Raw genomic sequence first — 19,869 nt, 5'->3', positions numbered from 1 at the left:
TGTAACAGAATTTTCAATCGTTCGTCATATTCGTATACACGCCTAATCACCGTGTGAATGTGCAAAAAATATGCACTTGTATTATGCTATGCAAAGTACAATGTATAACAATTCAATCAAACAAACGACCAGATGAAAACATTCATTCAGAAAACAATTACGCTGTTTTTTTTCTCTTTTTTATGTCTTACTATTCATGCACAACCCAGTGACAAAGCCATTGTTGGAAGCATAAAAGGAAAGGTAATAGACAAAAAGTTACAACAACCAATACCCTATGCTACTGTTGTAATTAATGATGGAGCAAACAAAATTATAAGTGGTGGGATTACAACCGAAAATGGAGATTTCCTAATTACAGATATCCCAAAAGGGAATTATACGCTAAAAGTTCAATTTATTGGATATGCCACTTACTCGGAACCTATAGAGATTTCAAAAAAAAATAGAAATCTTAATGTAGGAACAGTAACACTTGAAGAAGAAGCCGAATCTCTCGATGATGTTACTATTGTTGCCGAAAGAACTACAATAGAACAGAAAATCGATCGAAAAGTTATTAATGTTGGTAAAGATCTTACTACTACAGGGGGTACAGCTGCAGAAATCATGAATAACATACCTTCGATTAATGTAGATCAGGACGGTAATATTGCTTTGAGGGGAAATCAAAATGTTCGTATTCTGGTAGATGGGAAACCCACAAACATGACCCCTACACAATTATTGCGTCAAATTCCTTCTACATCAATTAAAAAAATTGAATTAATTACCAATCCTTCGGCAAAATATAATCCCGAGGGCATGAGCGGAATAATTAATATTGTATTACATAAAAATAGCAACATAGGATTTAATGGAAACATTAATATCGGTGTGAATTTTGACCAAAATGCCCGTTTCAACAATTCGATTGATCTAAATTACAGATCTGGAAAAGTTAATTTATATGGAAATTATGGCGCCAATATTACCAAAAATCTAAACGCTGGGTTTGTTTTGAGAGAAGATCAAAATTATCTTACCGATTTTAGTTTTTTAGACAATAACAAATCTCACTTATTCAAAGTTGGTATCGATTATTATATAAATGATCGTAATACCATGTCTATATATACCAATCAAAATTTATTTGACGGGTTAACCCAGGGGATTACAGATATTACTTTTTTAAATAATGATCAAAATGATCTTCTTCAAGATTTAGTAAGTGATGGTGATAATTTAGGTTCTACTTATAATTTTGACTATAAACACGACTTTAAAAAAGAAGGGCACAATATAGAATTAGAAGTAGATTATAATGTATTTGAAAGCGATAGTGATGATGACTTTAGGTTTGTAGGAGGTGATGGTTCGTTCACCAATTACAATGATCTTATAGATAATGCAAGAGAAAATACAACAATCAACCTTGATTATGTAAATCCATTATCAGAAAAAGCCAAGTTAGAACTTGGTTATGAAGCCCGTTTGAGAAGAACCAATAATGATTATCAATCTACACTTTTTCCTGATTCTGAATATAGCTATGATAGAGACATCCACTCGATATATGCTACGTATGGAAAAAACTTCGAAAAATGGTCATATCAAGTTGGTGCACGATTAGAAAATTATGAAGTAGAGGCTGTTTTTGATGGAGAAAAAATATTTGAGGACGAAATTTTCACGATCTACCCTTCGGCTTATGTCACCTATAAGGCCGGAGAAAAAAACACTTATCAGTTAAGTTATAGTCGCAGAGTTGATCGTCCGGGATTAAATCAAGTAAATCCAATTAGAGAATGGAGCACACCAAGAATTATCTCTATTGGAAATCCGTCTCTAGACCCTCAATTCACAAATTCAATTGAAGCCAATTATACAAGAAGGTTAAAAGGCGGATCTATAACGGGAGGAGTATTTTATAGATTAATAAATGACGAAATTAATCAGACTTTGATAGAAAATCCTGATGTTGAGGAAGGTCAAATATTAACCTTTAGCAATTTTGATGATAATTCGGCTTATGGTATAGAAATTTCGAGTAATTACAGAGTAACAAAATGGTGGAGTTTTAATACGAGTTTTGATCTCTATGGGCAAACACAAAGAGGAATCGTTGAAGGCATCTCTAAAGAAGTTGATGCCGTTATATATAGCTTTAGAATGAATAACAGCCTTAAAGCTACCAAGAATTTAACTTTTCAAGTATTTGGTTTTTATCGCGGTGATCAGGAAGGGGTACAATTTAATACAAAACCTTTCTATTTTATCAATACGGGTGCCCGTTACAATTTCTTGGAAGGAAAAGGAACCGCCAGTATTAACTTTAATGACATTTTTAACACTATGCGGTTTAGGTTTTCAAGTGATAGCCCTTTTCCGCAGAGCGGAAGATTTCAGGGAGAGACTCAAACAGTTTACCTTGGACTCTCATATCGCTTTGGCAGTGGAAAAAATAGAAAAGTTTCAAGAAAACGACGAGATAATAACGAAAAATCTGGAGGAGGTATACTTTAACTAAGTTTTTGATAAAAAAAATGTTAATACTGTAAATATCTTTCAATAATTTAGTTAATTTTATTACCAAACATACAAAAAACCTCTTAAAGTTAAATAATTGTAAAAAATCAGTGTTTTTTGTAACACATTATAATTTACTGCGTTTAATATAGTAGAGTTATGGTTATGATTTATTTGAATTAGCCTTTAAAAAATAATAACCAAGTTATTGGAAAAAAACGCGAAGATATTTAGTCTTCGCGTTTTTTAATTTTTATGATTTTGTTCTTACCACCTAATGATTGCGCTCCCCCATGTAAAACCACTACCAAAAGCTGCAAGAACCACTAAGTCTCCTTCTTTAATTTTGCCTTGCTCCCATGCTTCAGTTAAAGCTATAGGAATAGAAGCAGCTGTAGTATTTCCATACTTCTGGATGTTATTGTAAACCTGATCATCAGATAGCCTAAATTGTTTCTGCACAAATTGAGAAATTCTTAGATTGGCCTGGTGAGGGATCAGCATATTAATATCTGTAGGATTAAGGTCGTTTGCTTGAAGTCCTTCATTAATAACCTCAGAAAAACGAACCACTGCATTCTTGAAAACAAACTGCCCATTCATATATGGGAAATAAGGTATATCTTCCTGTGGGTTTTCTTCCATTATTTCGGGAACCCAATGCTGTGTGCTGGGTCCTAGAACAGATAATTCTTTGGCATGTGCTCCTTCACTATGAAGATGTGTAGAGAGTATCCCTCTTCCTTTTTCTTCACTTCTACTTACTACAGCAGCACCCGCACCATCTCCAAAAATCACAGAAACTCCTCTTCCACGGGTGGTCATATCCAATCCCCCGCTATGGTTTTCACTACCAATTACAAGGACATTTTTATACATTCCTGTTTTAATAAATTGATCTGCCACAGATAATGAATACACAAAACCACTGCACTGGTTACGCACATCTAGTGCAGGAACCGTTTTCATATCCATCATATCCTGCACTTGCACCCCCCCGCCAGGGAAATACATATCCGGACTAAGTGTAGCAAAAATAATTAGGTCTATGTCATCGGTAGTAAGATTCGCTCTTTCTAAGGCAATTTTTGCTGCCTTAACACCCATAACTGCAGTACTGTTTCCATCTCCTTTTTTTATATGTCGCCTTTCCTTAATACCTGTTCGTTCTTGTATCCACGCATCATTGGTATCCATTATTTTCGAAAGATCATCGTTTGTTACTACATTTTCTGGGACATAGCTCCCCAATCCAGATATTTTTGAAGTATACATATAGTAAAGTATTGTATTGTGCTTTATTTTTTGCTTAGTTAAAAACTGGCGCACAATATATGTATTCTTAACATCTTGGTAAAAGAAACGGCAACCATATTATATGCATGCATAATAGTTTTTTGCCTTTGGCTTTAAATTTCAACTACTTGACGCTATACTTCCTAATTGTTTTTCAATTTTTAACAAAACAAAAAGGCTATAAATCTGTATAGATGCATAGCCTTTTTTCCCCCATTCTTCCTAAAACTCTAGAGTCTCAGAAATTTTTTACTTATTACCATTTTATCACTTATAACTTGAACGGTATAGATCCCCAGTGGTAATGTTTGTAATTTGATTGTATTCTTTTCTACCGGATTGTTATTTTGACAAACAACATTTCCTTGTTTATTTAAAACTCGATAAAGGACTTTAGGAGCCTGTGTCTCAAAATCTATATAAACTTCTCCCATTTTGGGGTTCGTATACATCGAAAAAGCTCTTGTATTATCAGCATTAATCATATCTTAATACTTACTTTTATGATTTGAAGCTCGTTTCTTGATTGATGTATACAAATATATTTAATAGACCAATGTAAAAACATACGTAACCCTACGTAATTATTAATTGGATTGGAGCACTCTTGGTGAATTATAAAAGTTGTTCTTTATTTTTTTGTGACCAAATAAGTAAGGAATTGGGTTTTTGGTCAATATCAAGCTTTTTAATAATGTTTGCCCGATGTTTTTCAACCGTTCTTACAGAAATATTTAAGAATTCTGCAATTTCTGAACTTGTCATCTCATCGGCTATAAGTCTTAATATCTTTTTTTCTGAAGGGGTTAACTTTTCAATATTTTTATTTTCATCTGAAACATGTGAAAATCGTTTATATATTTTTTCACTGAAATAAGGTTTACCTTCACACACACTTGCAATACACGCCTCAATCTCTGTCAACGCAAATTCTTTCAGTAAATACCCCATTATATTATACTTTACCGCATCTTCGAAAAGTCTTCTCTCTTTATGAAGAGTATTTAAAATAATTTTTGTAGTGATATTATACCGCTTACAATTTTTGGCAATATCGACACCGGTCATATTAGGCATTTCGATATCCAAAATTGCAATATCGGGTTTCTCTTTCACTATGGCATTATATGCAGATAAACCATCTGTACATGCGGCAATGATATGATATTTTTTTTCTTTTAGGAAATCTTCTAACCCCTTCAGCAATAAAGGGTGATCATCTGCTATAAGAATATTGGGTTTAAGCATGTTTTGGAATATTAAATATAAGTGTTGTTCCCTGATCAATTTCAGAAAGTATATTAAAACTTGCCTTCAAAAATTTTGAACGTTCAGATAATGTTTTTAGGCCTATTTTAGAAAGAGACATTCTCTCTTTAGTGACATCGAAGCCTTTACCATTATCTTTAATCATAATCTCTACATTATCTTCTTTATTCACTACTTTTATTTCAGCCGATCTTGCATTAGAATGCTTAAGAATGTTATTAAAGCTTTCTTGTACCAATCTATAAATATTTATTTCCTTTTCCTGATCAAAAACCTTATCGATATTATCTATTTCTGCGGAAATAAAAATATCATAATTTTCATCTATCATCTCTACACTACTTTCTAAGGTAACTGTAAGTCCAGCCTCTTCTAGTTTGAAAGGGTGTAACGCCCTGGATATGGAACGCACTTCATCAATAACTCCATCAACAACTTTTGCGGTTTTAGAGTCATCATTTTGCAAAACTTTGTTTTTGATGATTAGCAAACTTTGACCAACACTATCATGAAGGTCTTTAGAAATACGTTTACTAACACGTTCTTGTGTTTGCAGTAATTCTTGTAAAAATGATTGTTGTAATCTTTTATTTCGCATTAAGAATACCCTGTTTCTATATAAATAAATCGATAAAAAGAGTAAACTCAGTCCAATTCCTCCAAATATAATGAGGTTCCTTTTGGCTTTATCTTTTTCTTCTAGTATCTCTATGCTTGCTTTTTGAGCTGCAATTTTGCTTTGGTTTTTTTCTGTTTCGTATAGTGTTTGATAATAAATAATACTATTGGATCTTTTTATATTGTATAAAGAATCTTTAAGAAGAACATATCTTTCTAAATGTCTATTAGCATCTACCGGTTTATTAATTTGTTGATATGATCTGAATAAACATTCTTCGACATCAACTTGTGCTTGCGCGTCTTTTCTTCTTTTAAAAACCGCCAATTTATCTTTTAAATACGGAATAGCCTCCTTGTATCTACCTTTTGCCATTTCTAATTCTGACATGGCATCCATATATAATATTTTACCTTCGGGAGAATCTAAAAACCTTTGGTTTTTCCTTATAGTATCGACATATTTTTCTGCTATATCCGGTTGTTTTTTATGTTTGGAATAAAAAACCGAAAGAAAAACCCTGTTATAAGACAACTCAATTGGATTTGAAGCTTTTTTAGAGAATTCCAAGGCCTTCAATAAAGACTGTTCTGCTTTATCGTATTTTTTTTGCTTGGCAAAATCGCGATAATCCATAACCTTTACTCGAGATAAGGCTCCATAATTCTTTTGCTTTTGTTGATCCAGTAGTGCTTTGGCACTTTGTCGCTCTTTTAATGCTTCATCTATCAAAGATAATTGGCTAAAAATATAAGATATACTAATCTTTGAAGATGCAATAGAAGTTGTATCCTTAAGGGTTGTATATAACTCAGATACTTTTTGATAACTTAGAATTGCTTCTGTAAGATTACCCAATCGTTGATAAGTATGGCCAGAAAAGTAAATAGCTTTTGCTTCGGCTATGGTATCTTTTTCTATATGAAATATTTTTGCTGCGTTTTGATAATCAGATATTGCCTTTTCCAGATCTGCAATTTGAAAATTTACAAGAGCTCTATTTGCATACAAACGACCCAAATTAATTCTATTTTTGATCTTACTACTATCTTCAAAAACCTGGTTTACCACTATATTTGCCGAATCTGGCCTATTCGCATATCTAAAATAATGTTCAACAAGTCCGGCGGTTTTCGAAACCGCTAAATCAATACTATCTAATTCTTGGGCTAGGCCAATATATTGTAAAGTATATTTTGAATACTTGTTTTTATAAAAGCCAAAATCTGTGGTTTTAAGTTGTGCTATTTCTTGAGATAATGAATCTAGTAATGTAAGTTTTTCATGGCGATCAACAGTCTTTTCGACTTTATTGACCAATTCTAAAATTGCTTCTTTTTGCTGCGAAAATGTATACAAATGAAGAGTCACAGCAACAATACACATATATATTTTGCTTCTACACATACCAGGGGGAATATTTACAGTCGTGAAGATAAGGATAAATGTATCTTTAGGAAGTTTTTTGGTTTGAAGTTTATTCCTACAAAAATACTAAAGTGATTTACTATCAAAACTGATTAACATCGTATTTATTTTTACAAGATTCCTCCTAAAAAGCGAAAGATGCGCCAACCACAGCGCATCTTTCTAACAACCTAACCAATAAATAAACAAACCAAGCCAGTCGGGCGACTGACTAAAGGTGCTTTTCAAAATTTCTTACTCGAATTGTTGCTTTCAAATCGTGTAACAAATTGTACAAGCCAAAAAATGTTCGATTAATGTACAAGAAGTGTTTACTTCCTCTATTGCCGTTCATTTTTCTTAGCTCGGTATTCTTAGCATATTTTTCACTTAATTCTGTAATCTTTCCCCAAAACTCTTCATTCGAAAAATCAAAAGATGTTTCATTAAAAGGTCGAGTAAAAAGGCTTAACATTTCATGGAACAACTCCGAGAAGAATTTTTGTTCTTCGAGGGTATCATCTTCTCGGAGTATCTCCAATTGAAACATCTTTTGGGCAAAAAAACGGGGATTATCTATATTTTTCTTATCTGCCAATTCGAAATAAGGTGTATAAAACTCTAATGGTACTTTTTTTACACAACCAAAATCTATTGCAATAAGATTGTCGTCTTTATCAACCAGAAAATTACCTGGATGTGGATCTGCATGAACTGCTTTCAGGATATGCATTTGATACATATAAAAATCCCAAAGGGCCTGACCAATTTTATTAGCTTTAGATTGATCGGTGTTTTGCTTTGCAAACTCACTAAGATGCAATCCATCCATCCAATCCATGGTTATAATACGTTCGCTTGATAATTCTTCATAATACTTAGGAAACTTTAGATTAGGTATCAAAGAGCACGCCTGGGTAATTTCTTTACTTTGTTGAACTTCTAAAACATAATCAGTTTCTTCGAGTAATTTTCCTTCTAATTCCTTAAAGTATTTCTCAGAATCCTTTCCCTTTAAATTAAACATTCTGATGGCGATGGGCTTTACCATCGCCAAATCAGAACTTATACTGTTTGCAACTCCCGGGTATTGAATTTTCACAGCAAGTTTTTTCCCATCTTTAATTGCTTTGTGTACCTGACCGATACTCGCAGCATTCACAGATTGAGTTGCAAACGTATCATATAAATCTTCGGGGTATTTTCCGTGATACTTTTTAAATGTTTTTCTTACCAAAGGAGCCGACAATGGAGGTACACTAAACTGCGAAAGAGAAAATTTCTCAACATATGCATTTGGCAATATATTTTTTTCCATGGATAGCATTTGTGCAACTTTTAAAGCACTCCCTTTCAAATTTTTTAATCCATCGTATATATCAGCCGCATTATCTTCATTCAGTTGATCTCTCGTGATACGGGGATTAACAGCTTTCTTACTGTAATACTTCAGATAATTTCCACCTACCTTAACACCAGTCTTAACCAGCTCTGTGGTTCTTCCTAATTTTGTAGTTGGTATTTTATCTATTGTTTTCATTTATCAATACGTTAAAAGTCTACTTTATCTATTAATCCTTACATTAATTAGACATTATTTTTTCCTTCCAAAGAAATTTTCCGAAATCTAATACATTGTTTAAGGGCGTGTTATCAAAAAGATCAAAAATTGTGTTTACAGATTTTTCAATTGCCACATCAGTTTTCTCAAAACTTGGGGATTCATCATCAATCCAGAACTTAAGCAAGAACAAAAACTGTAACCATGCGCCTTCAGAAAATACAGAGACGGGATTTTTAGTAAATTTAAACTGCTTTTCTTCATTATCTTCTTCTATTAAGGAAGCTGCGAAATCTTTTAAATGAATTCTTAATCCCTGTAATTGTTTTAAGTTCTTAAACGGCAGATCCGATTGCTTTAACGTAAATAGAACATAACTACGATTCAAGGTGAGCATCTCGAAAAGTGTATAAAACAAGGTGAGCATTTTCTCTCTCGAGTTAAAACTTGCATATTCATTGTTTTTGGTCATTGCATCTATTGTAGTCGAAAAAAACATACTCCATATACTTTTATTGATGCTTTCTATGCTACCAAAGAATTTGTAAAATTCTTCTTCCTTAATTCTAATATCCTTACAAAACTTATACACCGACTTTGGATAGCCATCATGTTCCAAAGTATAGTTCATATACTCAGAAATAATGTACATGCGATCAATTGTTCTCTTTTTGCTTGAAGATGTCATAATTATCTCTCTTTAATATGGTAAAGATAATAATTGTTTAACTTTTATAACAAAAAGTTAAACAAAAAATATGTTAAAGTTGTTTCATAAAATTTGAAATCTATTTCCCTCACTTTATAAGTCGATGTTTATCGTGAAAAATTACTTGCGAATGGGAAAAAAGATGAGTATAAATGTCAGTTTGTCATAATCGTTCTATTGGTATTTTTTTTGACAATAAAGTCTAGAAAAGACAACAAAAAATTTAAAACCTAATAAAATGGCAACAGGAAGTATTAATGTATCTGTAGAAAACATTTTTCCTTTAATTAAAAAATTCTTGTATTCTGATCATGAGATCTTTTTACGCGAATTAATATCTAATGCGACAGATGCTACTTTGAAACTAAAACATTTAACCAGCATTGGTGAAGCCAAAGTTGAATATGGGAACCCTCTAATCGAGGTTAAAGTAGACAAAGAAAACAAAAGACTGCACATTATCGATCAAGGTATAGGGATGACTGCAGAAGAAGTAGAAAAATATATAAATGAAGTTGCTTTTTCTGGAGCTGAAGAATTTCTTGAAAAATATAAAGACAGCGCAAAAGATTCTGGTATCATAGGTCACTTTGGACTTGGATTTTACTCTGCCTTTATGGTTGCAGATAAAGTAGAGATTATCACCAAGTCATACAAAGACGAGCCCGCGGCACATTGGACTTGTGATGGATCTCCAACCTATAGCCTTGAAGCCCATGATAAAACTGAAAGAGGTACAGAAATCATTCTTCATATCGGAGAAGAAGACACAGAATTTCTAGAAGAAAACAGAATCGGAGAGTTACTGGTGAAATATAATAAGTTTATGCCGGTACCTATAAAATTTGGTACCAAAACAGAAACGTTACCAAAGCCAGAAGATGCCAAAGAAGACGATCCTGCTCCCACCCAGGAAGTAGATAATATTATAAATAATCCCAATCCTGCCTGGACCAAACAACCAGCAGATTTAAAAGAAGAAGATTATAAAGGTTTCTATCGCGAATTGTATCCAATGCAATTTGAAGAGCCATTATTTAATATTCATCTTAATGTAGATTACCCTTTTAACCTTACAGGAATCCTATATTTCCCTAAACTGGGACAAGATATGAATCTGCAAAAAGATAGAATTCAACTTTATCAGAACCAAGTGTTTGTAACTGATAATGTTGAAGGAATCGTTCCTGAGTTCCTTACCATGTTGCGCGGAGTGATCGACTCTCCAGATATTCCACTTAATGTTTCTCGTTCTTATCTACAAGCCGATGGAAATGTAAAGAAAATATCCAGTTACATTACTCGCAAAGTTGCAGATAAGCTAAACTCTATGTTCAAAAACAATAGAGAAGATTTTGAGCAAAAATGGAACGATATCAAAATTGTAATCGAATATGGAATGCTGTCTGAAGACAAATTCTTCGAAAAAGCTGACAAATTTGCACTTTACCCAACCGTAGATGGTACATTCTTGACTTTTGAAGAGTTACAAGAAAAAATTAAAGATAATCAAACCGATAAGGATGATAAGCTGGTAATTCTTTATGCTTCGAATAAAGATGAGCAACATGCATACATAACTGCTGCAAAGGATAAAGGATACGAAGTCTTATTACTAGACTCTCCTATCGTTTCTCACCTAATTCAGAAATTAGAAACCAGTAAAGAAAAAATCTCTTTTGCTCGGGTGGATGCAGATCACATTGATAATTTGATCAAAAAGGATGAGGAAACTATTTCCAAATTATCCGACGAAGAAAAAGAAAGTTTAAAAACAGATCTTGAAAAAGTAATCCCAGCAGAGAAGTATACAGTACAGTTAGAAGCGATGGACAGCAATGCCTCTCCATTTATGATCACTCAACCAGAGTTTATGCGTCGTATGAAAGAAATGCAACAAACCGGTGGTGGTGGAATGTTTGGTATGGGTAACATGCCAGAGATGTACAATCTGGTTGTAAATACTAATCACGAATTGATTGGGCAAATTGCAAATACTAAAACTGATAAGAAAAAGGAACGTTTAATTAAACAGTCTTTGGACTTGGCGAGGCTTTCTCAAAACTTGCTTAAAGGTGAAGAACTAACGGCATTTATAAAACGTAGTTTTGAGATGATAAAGTAAGTATAAAGAAACATAAAACCTATATCAATGAACCGCTTCCCTTCGAAGCGGTTTTTTTATATCCAAAAGTTAAAAAATATTAAAATCTTTTTTTTAGTTAGGATTCCTTACTATATTTGTGATGCAATTGTGCAATAAACCATAAATCAATACAAATGAGTAAATCAATTTTTTATCACGCAGGATGTCCTGTTTGTGTAAGTGCAGAACAGGATATAGTAAACCTAATAGGCAGTTCTGAAGTGGACATTATACATTTAGGTGAAGACCGTTCGCAAATCGAAGCTGCCGAAAAGGCCGGTGTTCAATCTGTGCCCGCATTATTAACCCCAAATGGCAATGTATTACACATTAATTATGGCGCTTCAATGGCCGATGTAAAAGGGTAATTTTTTTAAATTAAATAGTTAGGATTCCTAATTTAAAAGAATCCTAACGATATTAAAAACAATAACAATGAGAAGAGTAATTTTAACTTTAGTAATAATGACTTATAGCATTTCGCTCATAGCATGCGAAAAAAAAGAAAGTAATAATGATGGAAACTTCCAGATTATAGAAGCCTCTATAACACACGACACTAATATAGCCAGTACTATTTGGGAAATCAAAGTAAAAGGAAACGCCGGAGAAACGACTCCCAATCCAGTTGGGCAATTACACGGTGCTCCGGTTTTGGGATATGTATTTCCCACTACACTAAAACCATCAGACGTCGGTTTTAGTCAAACCGATGGGATCTTAGCCCTGGCACTTACCTCCCACCCTGATTTTGATGACACCCCATTATGGGACGAAAATAATGACCGTGCTTATGATAATGATGGTATTGTATGGCATCCGCATTGGGTAGTTCTTCGAAAAGATGATCGAGTATCTGGAGGTTTATCCGTAAAGCAATTCGAAAAAGAAGATAAATCGGTTGTTCTTCCCCCTACCAATCCTGGCATGCCTATGTATATGGATTCTCCCGGTTTTCAGGTAATCACCAAAGGAAATAGTATTAAAGTCTTAATTCCCGATTACAGAATGAACTACCAAATCAAATTTAACTTTGATGCCGTTTCTGCTTATATGCAGGTAAACACAAAAATACAGGACAAACCTATGCTGGGTGTTTACGAAGTATATAGCGTTTTAAGTACCGATCTATCCTTACCGTATAGTGTAACCTCAAAGAAATAAATTATGAAAATAGCAGTATGGGACACTTATGTAAAAAGAACAAACGGTCTACTAATGCATTTTGATATTTTGGTATCTGATACATTAAAAAATAAAAATATCGTCCTTGAGTATGGAAAGAAATACCTAGCATCAAAACCTTTTGAAACTCTAGATTTAACCTCTGAAGAATGCAGATTTTGCCATATTAACCAGGCAAGTTGGGAAATTACAGAAAAGATAAAGGCATATGGTTATGCGATTATAGAAATGGAAAACTGTGAATGATGACACAATAAATAATTAGGATCACTAACTTTGCTAATGAGGAAGACCTTTTCCTCATTAGTTTTTTAATTTATGAACAAGAGTATTTTTAATATCACTTCTCAACAAACAGACCTAGATTCAAAAATAGTAATTGGTCTTGAGCGGATTTCTGAAGCTTTCAGGGCTTTACTCTGGGATCATGCCAAAGCAATAGGGTTAAGCCCCATTCAAATACAAATTCTAATTTTTGTGGCCTATCACACAGAGCACCTTTGCACTGTAAGCCACCTCGCTCAAGAATTTAATGTTACCAAACCCACAATAAGTGATGCCGTAAAAGCACTTGAAAAAAAAGGACTCATTTTCAAAAACAAAACTGTTGCTGACAGCCGAAGCTATTACATTTCATTGACTCAAAAAGGCAAAAAACATGTGTCTGAAACTGAAAATTTTGCAAATCCAATTCAACAACAATTAGAGAAATTCGATGAAGCTCAAAAAGAATCTTTGTTTAACGTTATTACGCTTTTGATACATAAACTTAATAAGTCTGGTGTTTTATCTGTTCAAAGAACGTGCTATGCTTGTAAGTTTTATGAAAAAAGAGAAAAACATGATTATTGTAACCTTATAAATGTAGATCTTAAAAATTCAGATATACGATTGGATTGTCCAGAATTTGAAAAAAAGTTATAATTGAAATATCCAAAAATAAACTTGTCTCGCCTTTGAAAAACTTCTATTTTAGTACTAAATATGTCACTTTGAGATGATAATGAAGTTTAAGTATTTTCTATTAGTATTTTTAGCTCTTCTGCCTAGTATCTCTTTTTCCCAGAACGCAATTTCGGGATACGCTAACATTGAAAACTTGGGAGATTGGGAGCAGAAAATCTACCTCAGCCAAGTTAATATAAATAGTTCTGGACAACAGCATACAGAAATTATTGCTTCAGCTTCACTTAGCGAAAATGGTTTTTTCTCCTTCGACAAAAAGCTTTTAGCTAGCAAAGACAGAATTTATAAAATACATATTAATCCCTTGCCTGCCGAAGAAAAGGAAATCATTTCCGACAAGATCAAAAACTATAAGCTATTCATTTTATCAAAACGAGATAGTATCTTCTTCAAAAAAGGTATTACCCTTTTTGAGGATTATACAACAAATAGTACAGCCAATAATGAATGGAAGAAACTAAAGAACTTCGAAGCCCAGTACGATCTCCAATCTGAAAATTTTGACCCGAAGCAGTATTTACTTGAAACCAGAGGATATGTAAAAGATTCGTTACACATTCTGCTAGTCAAATTAATAAGCATTAAAAAATTAGATGACCAACAATTGCTGGAAACCGATATAAAAGCAAACCCAAAGTATTATCTAGATCTTTTGGCAGAGCTTAAATCTAGTGATTTGGATCCCAAAACTTATCAGTATCTGGAAAGTAAACTTGCTTTTATTACACAACAAATCACCAAACGTAACTACAAAGTAAGTTTATGGTTTAATGGATTAGCAATAGTTACCATTCTTTTGCTTACAGTTCTTATTTTTAGATATCGAAAGAATTCAAAATCCAGAAAAAACATTGAATTAAGTAAGCAAGAAATAGCCGTTAAAGAATTAATTGTTTCTGGTAAGACCAACAAGGAAATCGCAAACGAGTTATTTATAAGCCTTAATACAGTAAAAACTCATATCACAAATATCTACAGCAAGTTGAATATTTCAAGTAGGCGAGAACTACAGCTAAAAAAATAAAATCACCCCGGTACTAGTACCTCTTTCGCCCCTCTAAAACAGAGGAAAACAAGAACTTTTACTTTTTTTTGATTCACAAAATTTATTGACGTGATCAAAAGACAGAGTTTAGAACAACTTCTCCACAAATGGAATAAAATATTAGGATGGGCAGTATTTGCAATCGCATTTACCGTTTATTATTTAACCGTAGAACCTACCAATAGTTTCTGGGATGTGGGTGAATACCTGTCGACCACATCAAAATTGCAGATAGGTCATCCCCCCGGTGCACCGTTGTTTCAAATGATAGGGGCATTTGCTTCAATTTTCGCTATGAGTAAAGAGGATATTGCATTTACCATTAATATGACCTCGGTACTCTCCAGCGCTTTCACTATCTTATTTTTATTTTGGTCGGTTACTTTATTACTAAAAAAAGCTGTAACTAAACAGAACCCTCTTTCAAAAAACAATATAATGGCCATACTAGGTAGCAGCTTTATTGCAAGTCTAGCCTTTGCTTTTACCGATAGTTTTTGGTTTAACGCAGTAGAAGCAGAGGTTTATGCCATGGCTACTTTGATATTGTCCTTACTCTTCTACCTGGGACTTTTATGGGAGCGTGATATGCATACAAAAAGAGGAAATAAATGGATCGTTCTTATTTCATTATTAATAGGGTTATCTTTTGGTGTACATTTCATGGGGTTACTATCGGTACCGGCAATTGGTTTATCATACTATTTTAAGAAGTACAAAAAAATAACGCTACTTAATTTTATTATTGCCAATATTATAGTTTCGACAATACTCTTGTTCATTTTCAAAATACTACTTCCACGCACGTTACGTTTTTTCAGTATTTCAGAAATTTTTTGTGTTAATACCTTAGGGTTACCTTTTAACTCGGGACTTATTGTTGCCGGTATTATATTATTCTTCTTTTTTTATTTAAGCCTGTCCTATACGCGAAAAAAACAATATCTTCATTTAAATACCATAACACTTTGCATTTTATTTATTTTGATAGGATTCTCAAGTTGGATCATGCTACCTATAAGAGCTACGGCTGGTACTGTTATCAATGAAAACGACCCAAACAATGCTCGAGAGCTTCTTGCCTATTACAACCTAGAACAATACCCTAGTATTCCTTTGCTTTATGGGCCTCAGTTTACTGAAATCTATAGCCATCTAGATCCTGAAAATCCGTACCAGGACGACAAACCAAAGTATGAAAAAGATTTAAAAACGGGCAGGTATATTATTGTAAATGATTGGAAAAATGCAAAGCAAAATCTGGATGATTCTCACAAAACTATATTGCCTAGAATGTGGAGCACAGAACACATTGCAAACTACATGATGTTTACAGGGCCAATTCAATTTACGATTAAGCCAGAATATCAAGATCAAGAGGAATTATTGTCCTTAGTAACCAAGTTTAGAAAGGATTATGCCAGTGGAGTCATCGATAATGAAGACTACAATAAGTTTCTACAAAAATTTGGAAATTATCTCGATGTACAAAAACCCAATTTTTGGGATAACGTAAAATATCTGTTCGAATATCAAATAGGCTATATGTATTGGCGCTATTTTATGTGGAATTTTGTTGGAAGACAAAATGACATTCAAGGAGAAATGGATAAACTGAATGGAAATTGGTTAAGCGGTATCAAATTTATTGATGAATTACGGCTAGGATCTCAAGAAAACTTACCCAGTACTGTTCTCAACAACAAAGGACGAAATACATATTACTTCCTCCCCCTTTTATTGGGTTTATTGGGCTTTGTTTTTCATTTCCAAAAAGACAAAAAGAATCTTTGGGTCGTTATAGCATTTTTCCTATTTACCGGAATTGCCTTAAAAATTTTTCTTAACGAAAAACCGTTTGAAGTGCGAGAACGGGATTACGCCTTGGTAGGATCATTTTATGCTTTTGCAATCTGGATTGGTTTTGGAGTATATGCCCTCTATGCCATCCTTAAAGATAAAATACAATCAAAAACGATATTACCTCTTGTTTTTATGGTTTGTCTTATCGGTGTTCCTGGCGTATTAGCTTCAAAAAATTGGGACGATCACGATCGATCAAAGAAATACTCTGCAAGTGCGCTCCCAAAAATGTATTTATCATCATGTCAAGAAAATGCAATCTTATTTACTATTGGAGATAATGACACCTTTTCACTATGGTACTCTCAAGAAATTGAAGATTACAGAACCGATGTTAGAACCGTTGTAGCTACCTATCTAGCTACGGATTGGTATATCGATCAAATGAAAAAAACTGCTTACAAAAGTGCTCCTTTGCCCATACGTTTTTCACATGATTTTTATCGATATGGTAATAACGATGCAATATATTACCAACCGGTAACCCAGGATACAATGCTTATTAAAAACTGGATACATTGGATAAAATCTGAAGATCCCAGAACAAAAGGTGATTTACAAAGTGGAAAAAAAGTCAACACCTTCCCTACCCAACATATTCGAATACCCGTTGATAAAGAAACTGTTCTTCGAAATGGAATTGTAGCTCAAAAAGATGCCGACAAAATCGTTCCGTATATTGATATTGAGCTTACAGGAGATTACTTACTAAAACATAGACTTATTATGTTGGACATTATAGCTAATAATAATTGGGAACGTCCCATTTATTTCTCTGGAGGAAGTTATGGTGATGACGATTATGTCTGGATGAAAGATTACTTACAATTAGATGGTTTGGTTTATAAACTAGTCCCTATTAAAACCGAACGAAATCCTGAAAACCCCTATGAATTTGGGCGAATAGATTCTGATTTGATGTACCAAACTGTAATGAAATGGGATTGGGGTAATACTGAAGATCCAAACATATACCACGACCCGGTTACAAGAAGAAATGCAATTTCATGCCGAAACAGCCTTGGTAGATTAGCACTTACACTAATAGACGAGAAAAAAAACGAAAGAGCCAAAGAAATTCTTGATTTGGGGATCTCAAAAATGCCTGTTGAATATTATGAATATTATACACCTCTTAAAAAGTTTGTTGCTGGCTATTTTAAGATCGATGAAAAAGAAAAAGCACGCCAACTCTGGGAACAAATCACAAAGAATTACCAGGAACAATTACAATATTATGGAAATTTATCACTTGAGGAACAATATGAGTATGCTCAAGAAATAGTTCTTAATATAGAATACTATAAGGATATGATCAATTTATTAGAGAAATATGATCATAAAGATCATACAGATTCAAAAATCGATGAATTTAACAAACATCTTTTGTTTTTTCAATCTCTTTATGGTCACTAAACTTTTATAATGAAAAACTTCTGATTTTTTTTGTAACCAATCCTATCCTTTGGTCGTCATATGACTATTCAGATCAATCAAAAATAAGAACCATGACAAAAACAAAAAACCAATCAATCATTACAATAGTATTAGCAATACTTTTTGTTGTTTCACCATTAATTTCTTTTGCCCAAAATCTTGAAGAAAAATTTGACACATTACTTAATGAAAAGTACAAACCCGATGGTCCAGGGGCTACTGTACTAATATCAAAAAAGGGAGAAATCATCTATCACAAAGCGTTTGGTTTGGCTAATATGGAGCTTGAGACCCCTATGAAAACCGATAACGTTTTTGAAATTGGGTCTATCACCAAACAATTCACGGCAGTAGCAATTTTAATGCTCATGGAACAAGGAAAACTTACAATCCAGGATGAGATCACCAAATTCATCCCTGATTACCCTACACATGGTAAAAAAATAACAATTCATCACCTTCTCAATCATACTTCAGGAATCAAGAGTTATACGTCGATGAACTTATCCGAAATTGCCGCAAAAGACATGACTCCAACCGAGTTGATCGATTACTTTAAAAACGAACCTATGGATTTTGATCCAGGTACAGAATGGAGATATAACAATTCTGGATACATCATTTTGGGATACATCATTGAAAAAACATCAGGGCAAACCTATGAGGACTTTATTGAAGAGCATATTTTCAAGAAATTAAACATGAATGATTCTCGTTACGGGCATAAAGGAGAAATTATTAAAAATAGAGCGTCGGGATATCAAACTCGAGACGGTTATGTTAATGCCAATTATTTAAGCATGACTCTACCCTATGCCGCCGGTTCGTTAATGAGTACAGTAAAAGATCTTCATAAATGGCAAAATGCTATTAATACAAATATGTTGGTTAAAGCGGAAACCATTCAAAAAGCATTTCAAAACACCAAATTGAATAATGGAAAACCTACATATTATGGGTATGGATGGACCGTAAATGAAATCAATGGGACCCCAACGATAGAACATGGTGGAGGAATCTTTGGATATACATCGTATCAGCTGTACATTCCTGATGAAGATGTTCATGCAGCCATTCTTACAAATTGTAATTGCAATAGCCCTACAGACATAACCATAAGACTGGCAGCAATTGCCATTGGTAAGTCATATGATAATAAAGAAAAAATAACACTTCCAAAAGAAGACCTACAACAATTAGTTGGTGTATATGAGTTTGAAGATAGTGCTGTAAGAATTATTACCCTCGAAGAAAATCAATTATACAGCCAAAGAGAAGGCAGTTCTAAGTTTAAAATCTTTCCAAAGAATAAGACAACTTTTTTCTATGACGACAGTTTTTCTGAAATTCAATTCAATAAAAACAATAAGAAAACTGAAGCCGTATTCATCAACAGGATTAACAAGTCGAAAGGAGAAAAAACAGATAGACCTATCCCTTCAGAAAAGAAAGCCATTAAAGTTTCAGAAGATGTTTTAAAACAATATGTAGGCATATATGAAATTAGTAAAGGGTTTGATCTTAAAGTGACCTTAGAAAACGGGAAATTAATTTCTCAAGCCACAGGACAAGGACCTATAGAAATACATGCAGAAACTGAAGCTAAGTTTTTTGTAAAGGAATTTGCAGCCGCTATAGAATTCATAAAAGAAAACGATAAAGTGACTAGCCTTGTCTTACATCAAGGAGGTCAAAAAACACCTGCCAAAAAGAAAGAATAAAATTGAATTCTCCTAAAAAGTGTCATAAGCTATGTTGTAAAAACATAGCTTTTTTTGATGACAAGAATCTGTTACAGTTTTCATAAATGCCATGTTTTCAAATTTGGGTTTTAGTAATTTTAACACTGTAACCAAAC

Annotated in this window: 15 protein-coding genes; 9 read left to right on the top strand and 6 right to left on the bottom strand. The window is 33.4% G+C overall.

The features are described 5' to 3' along the window. Positions 1 to 132 precede the first annotated feature (132 nt). Positions 133 to 2,505 carry a TonB-dependent receptor domain-containing protein gene (locus U6A24_RS15710; RefSeq protein ID WP_324180941.1) on the top strand — a complete coding sequence of 791 codons (2,373 nt, stop codon included), beginning with the start codon at positions 133 to 135 and terminating at the stop codon, positions 2,503 to 2,505. A gap of 270 nt (positions 2,506 to 2,775) precedes the next feature. Here U6A24_RS15710 and U6A24_RS15705 read toward each other — a convergent pair whose 3' ends face one another. The 6 genes from U6A24_RS15705 to U6A24_RS15680 form a co-directional block, all read right to left on the bottom strand. After that, positions 2,776 to 3,783: a 3-oxoacyl-ACP synthase III family protein gene (locus tag U6A24_RS15705; RefSeq protein ID WP_324180940.1), complete on the bottom strand. Its 1,008-nt coding sequence runs from the start codon at positions 3,781 to 3,783 to the stop codon at positions 2,776 to 2,778. Between the two features lie 251 nt (positions 3,784 to 4,034). Continuing rightward, a complete protein-coding gene (locus U6A24_RS15700) occupies positions 4,035 to 4,289 on the bottom strand; it encodes a T9SS type A sorting domain-containing protein (protein ID WP_324180939.1) in 255 nt (84 codons plus the stop codon). 130 nt (positions 4,290 to 4,419) lie between these two features. Beyond that, positions 4,420 to 5,052, bottom strand: a complete 633-nt coding sequence (locus U6A24_RS15695) for a response regulator transcription factor (protein WP_324180938.1) — start codon at positions 5,050 to 5,052, stop codon at positions 4,420 to 4,422. Further along, positions 5,045 to 7,099 carry a tetratricopeptide repeat-containing sensor histidine kinase gene (locus tag U6A24_RS15690; protein ID WP_324180937.1) on the bottom strand — a complete coding sequence of 685 codons (2,055 nt, stop codon included), beginning with the start codon at positions 7,097 to 7,099 and terminating at the stop codon, positions 5,045 to 5,047. The genes U6A24_RS15695 and U6A24_RS15690 overlap by 8 nt, the downstream gene beginning before the upstream one ends. A 232-nt stretch (positions 7,100 to 7,331) precedes the next feature. Then, positions 7,332 to 8,639: an ABC1 kinase family protein gene (locus tag U6A24_RS15685; protein WP_324180936.1), complete on the bottom strand. Its 1,308-nt coding sequence runs from the start codon at positions 8,637 to 8,639 to the stop codon at positions 7,332 to 7,334. A 43-nt stretch (positions 8,640 to 8,682) separates the two neighbouring features. Next, positions 8,683 to 9,348 (bottom strand): TetR family transcriptional regulator C-terminal domain-containing protein, encoded by a 666-nt coding sequence (locus tag U6A24_RS15680; protein ID WP_324180935.1) that lies wholly within the window; start codon positions 9,346 to 9,348, stop codon positions 8,683 to 8,685. A 259-nt stretch (positions 9,349 to 9,607) separates the two neighbouring features. Here U6A24_RS15680 and htpG point away from each other — a divergent pair, with 259 nt between their 5' ends. The 8 genes from htpG to U6A24_RS15640 all read left to right on the top strand — a co-directional run bounded on the left by htpG (position 9,608) and on the right by U6A24_RS15640 (position 19,732). After that, positions 9,608 to 11,494: a molecular chaperone HtpG gene (gene htpG, locus U6A24_RS15675; protein WP_324180934.1), complete on the top strand. Its 1,887-nt coding sequence runs from the start codon at positions 9,608 to 9,610 to the stop codon at positions 11,492 to 11,494. A 155-nt stretch (positions 11,495 to 11,649) separates the two neighbouring features. Next, on the top strand, positions 11,650 to 11,883 hold the full coding sequence (locus U6A24_RS15670) for a thioredoxin family protein (protein WP_324180933.1): 234 nt from the start codon (positions 11,650 to 11,652) through the stop codon (positions 11,881 to 11,883). A 67-nt stretch (positions 11,884 to 11,950) separates the two neighbouring features. Beyond that, the gene (locus U6A24_RS15665) at positions 11,951 to 12,679 is read left to right on the top strand and encodes a hypothetical protein (RefSeq protein ID WP_324180932.1); all 729 of its coding nucleotides are present in this window, start codon (positions 11,951 to 11,953) and stop codon (positions 12,677 to 12,679) included. Between the two features lie 3 nt (positions 12,680 to 12,682). Next, positions 12,683 to 12,946, top strand: a complete 264-nt coding sequence (locus U6A24_RS15660; RefSeq protein WP_324180931.1) for a DUF2024 family protein — start codon at positions 12,683 to 12,685, stop codon at positions 12,944 to 12,946. Positions 12,947 to 13,018: 72 nt separating this feature from the next. Continuing rightward, positions 13,019 to 13,624: a MarR family winged helix-turn-helix transcriptional regulator gene (locus U6A24_RS15655; RefSeq protein ID WP_324180930.1), complete on the top strand. Its 606-nt coding sequence runs from the start codon at positions 13,019 to 13,021 to the stop codon at positions 13,622 to 13,624. Positions 13,625 to 13,703: 79 nt separating this feature from the next. Further along, complete coding sequence (locus U6A24_RS15650; protein WP_324180929.1) at positions 13,704 to 14,690, top strand: response regulator transcription factor; 987 nt, start codon at positions 13,704 to 13,706, stop codon at positions 14,688 to 14,690. A 90-nt stretch (positions 14,691 to 14,780) separates the two neighbouring features. Further along, positions 14,781 to 17,990, top strand: coding sequence for a glycosyltransferase family 117 protein (locus U6A24_RS15645; protein ID WP_324180928.1), 3,210 nt, complete (start codon positions 14,781 to 14,783; stop codon positions 17,988 to 17,990). A gap of 92 nt (positions 17,991 to 18,082) precedes the next feature. Beyond that, positions 18,083 to 19,732 carry a serine hydrolase gene (locus U6A24_RS15640; RefSeq protein ID WP_324180927.1) on the top strand — a complete coding sequence of 550 codons (1,650 nt, stop codon included), beginning with the start codon at positions 18,083 to 18,085 and terminating at the stop codon, positions 19,730 to 19,732. Positions 19,733 to 19,869: the final 137 nt, after the last annotated feature.

The organism is Aquimarina gracilis (assembly GCF_035285365.1).
GTDB classification, from domain to species: domain Bacteria; phylum Bacteroidota; class Bacteroidia; order Flavobacteriales; family Flavobacteriaceae; genus Aquimarina; species Aquimarina gracilis.
The sequence above is the reverse complement of the archived record's forward strand: the minus strand, read 5'-3'. Positions and strand labels throughout refer to the sequence as shown.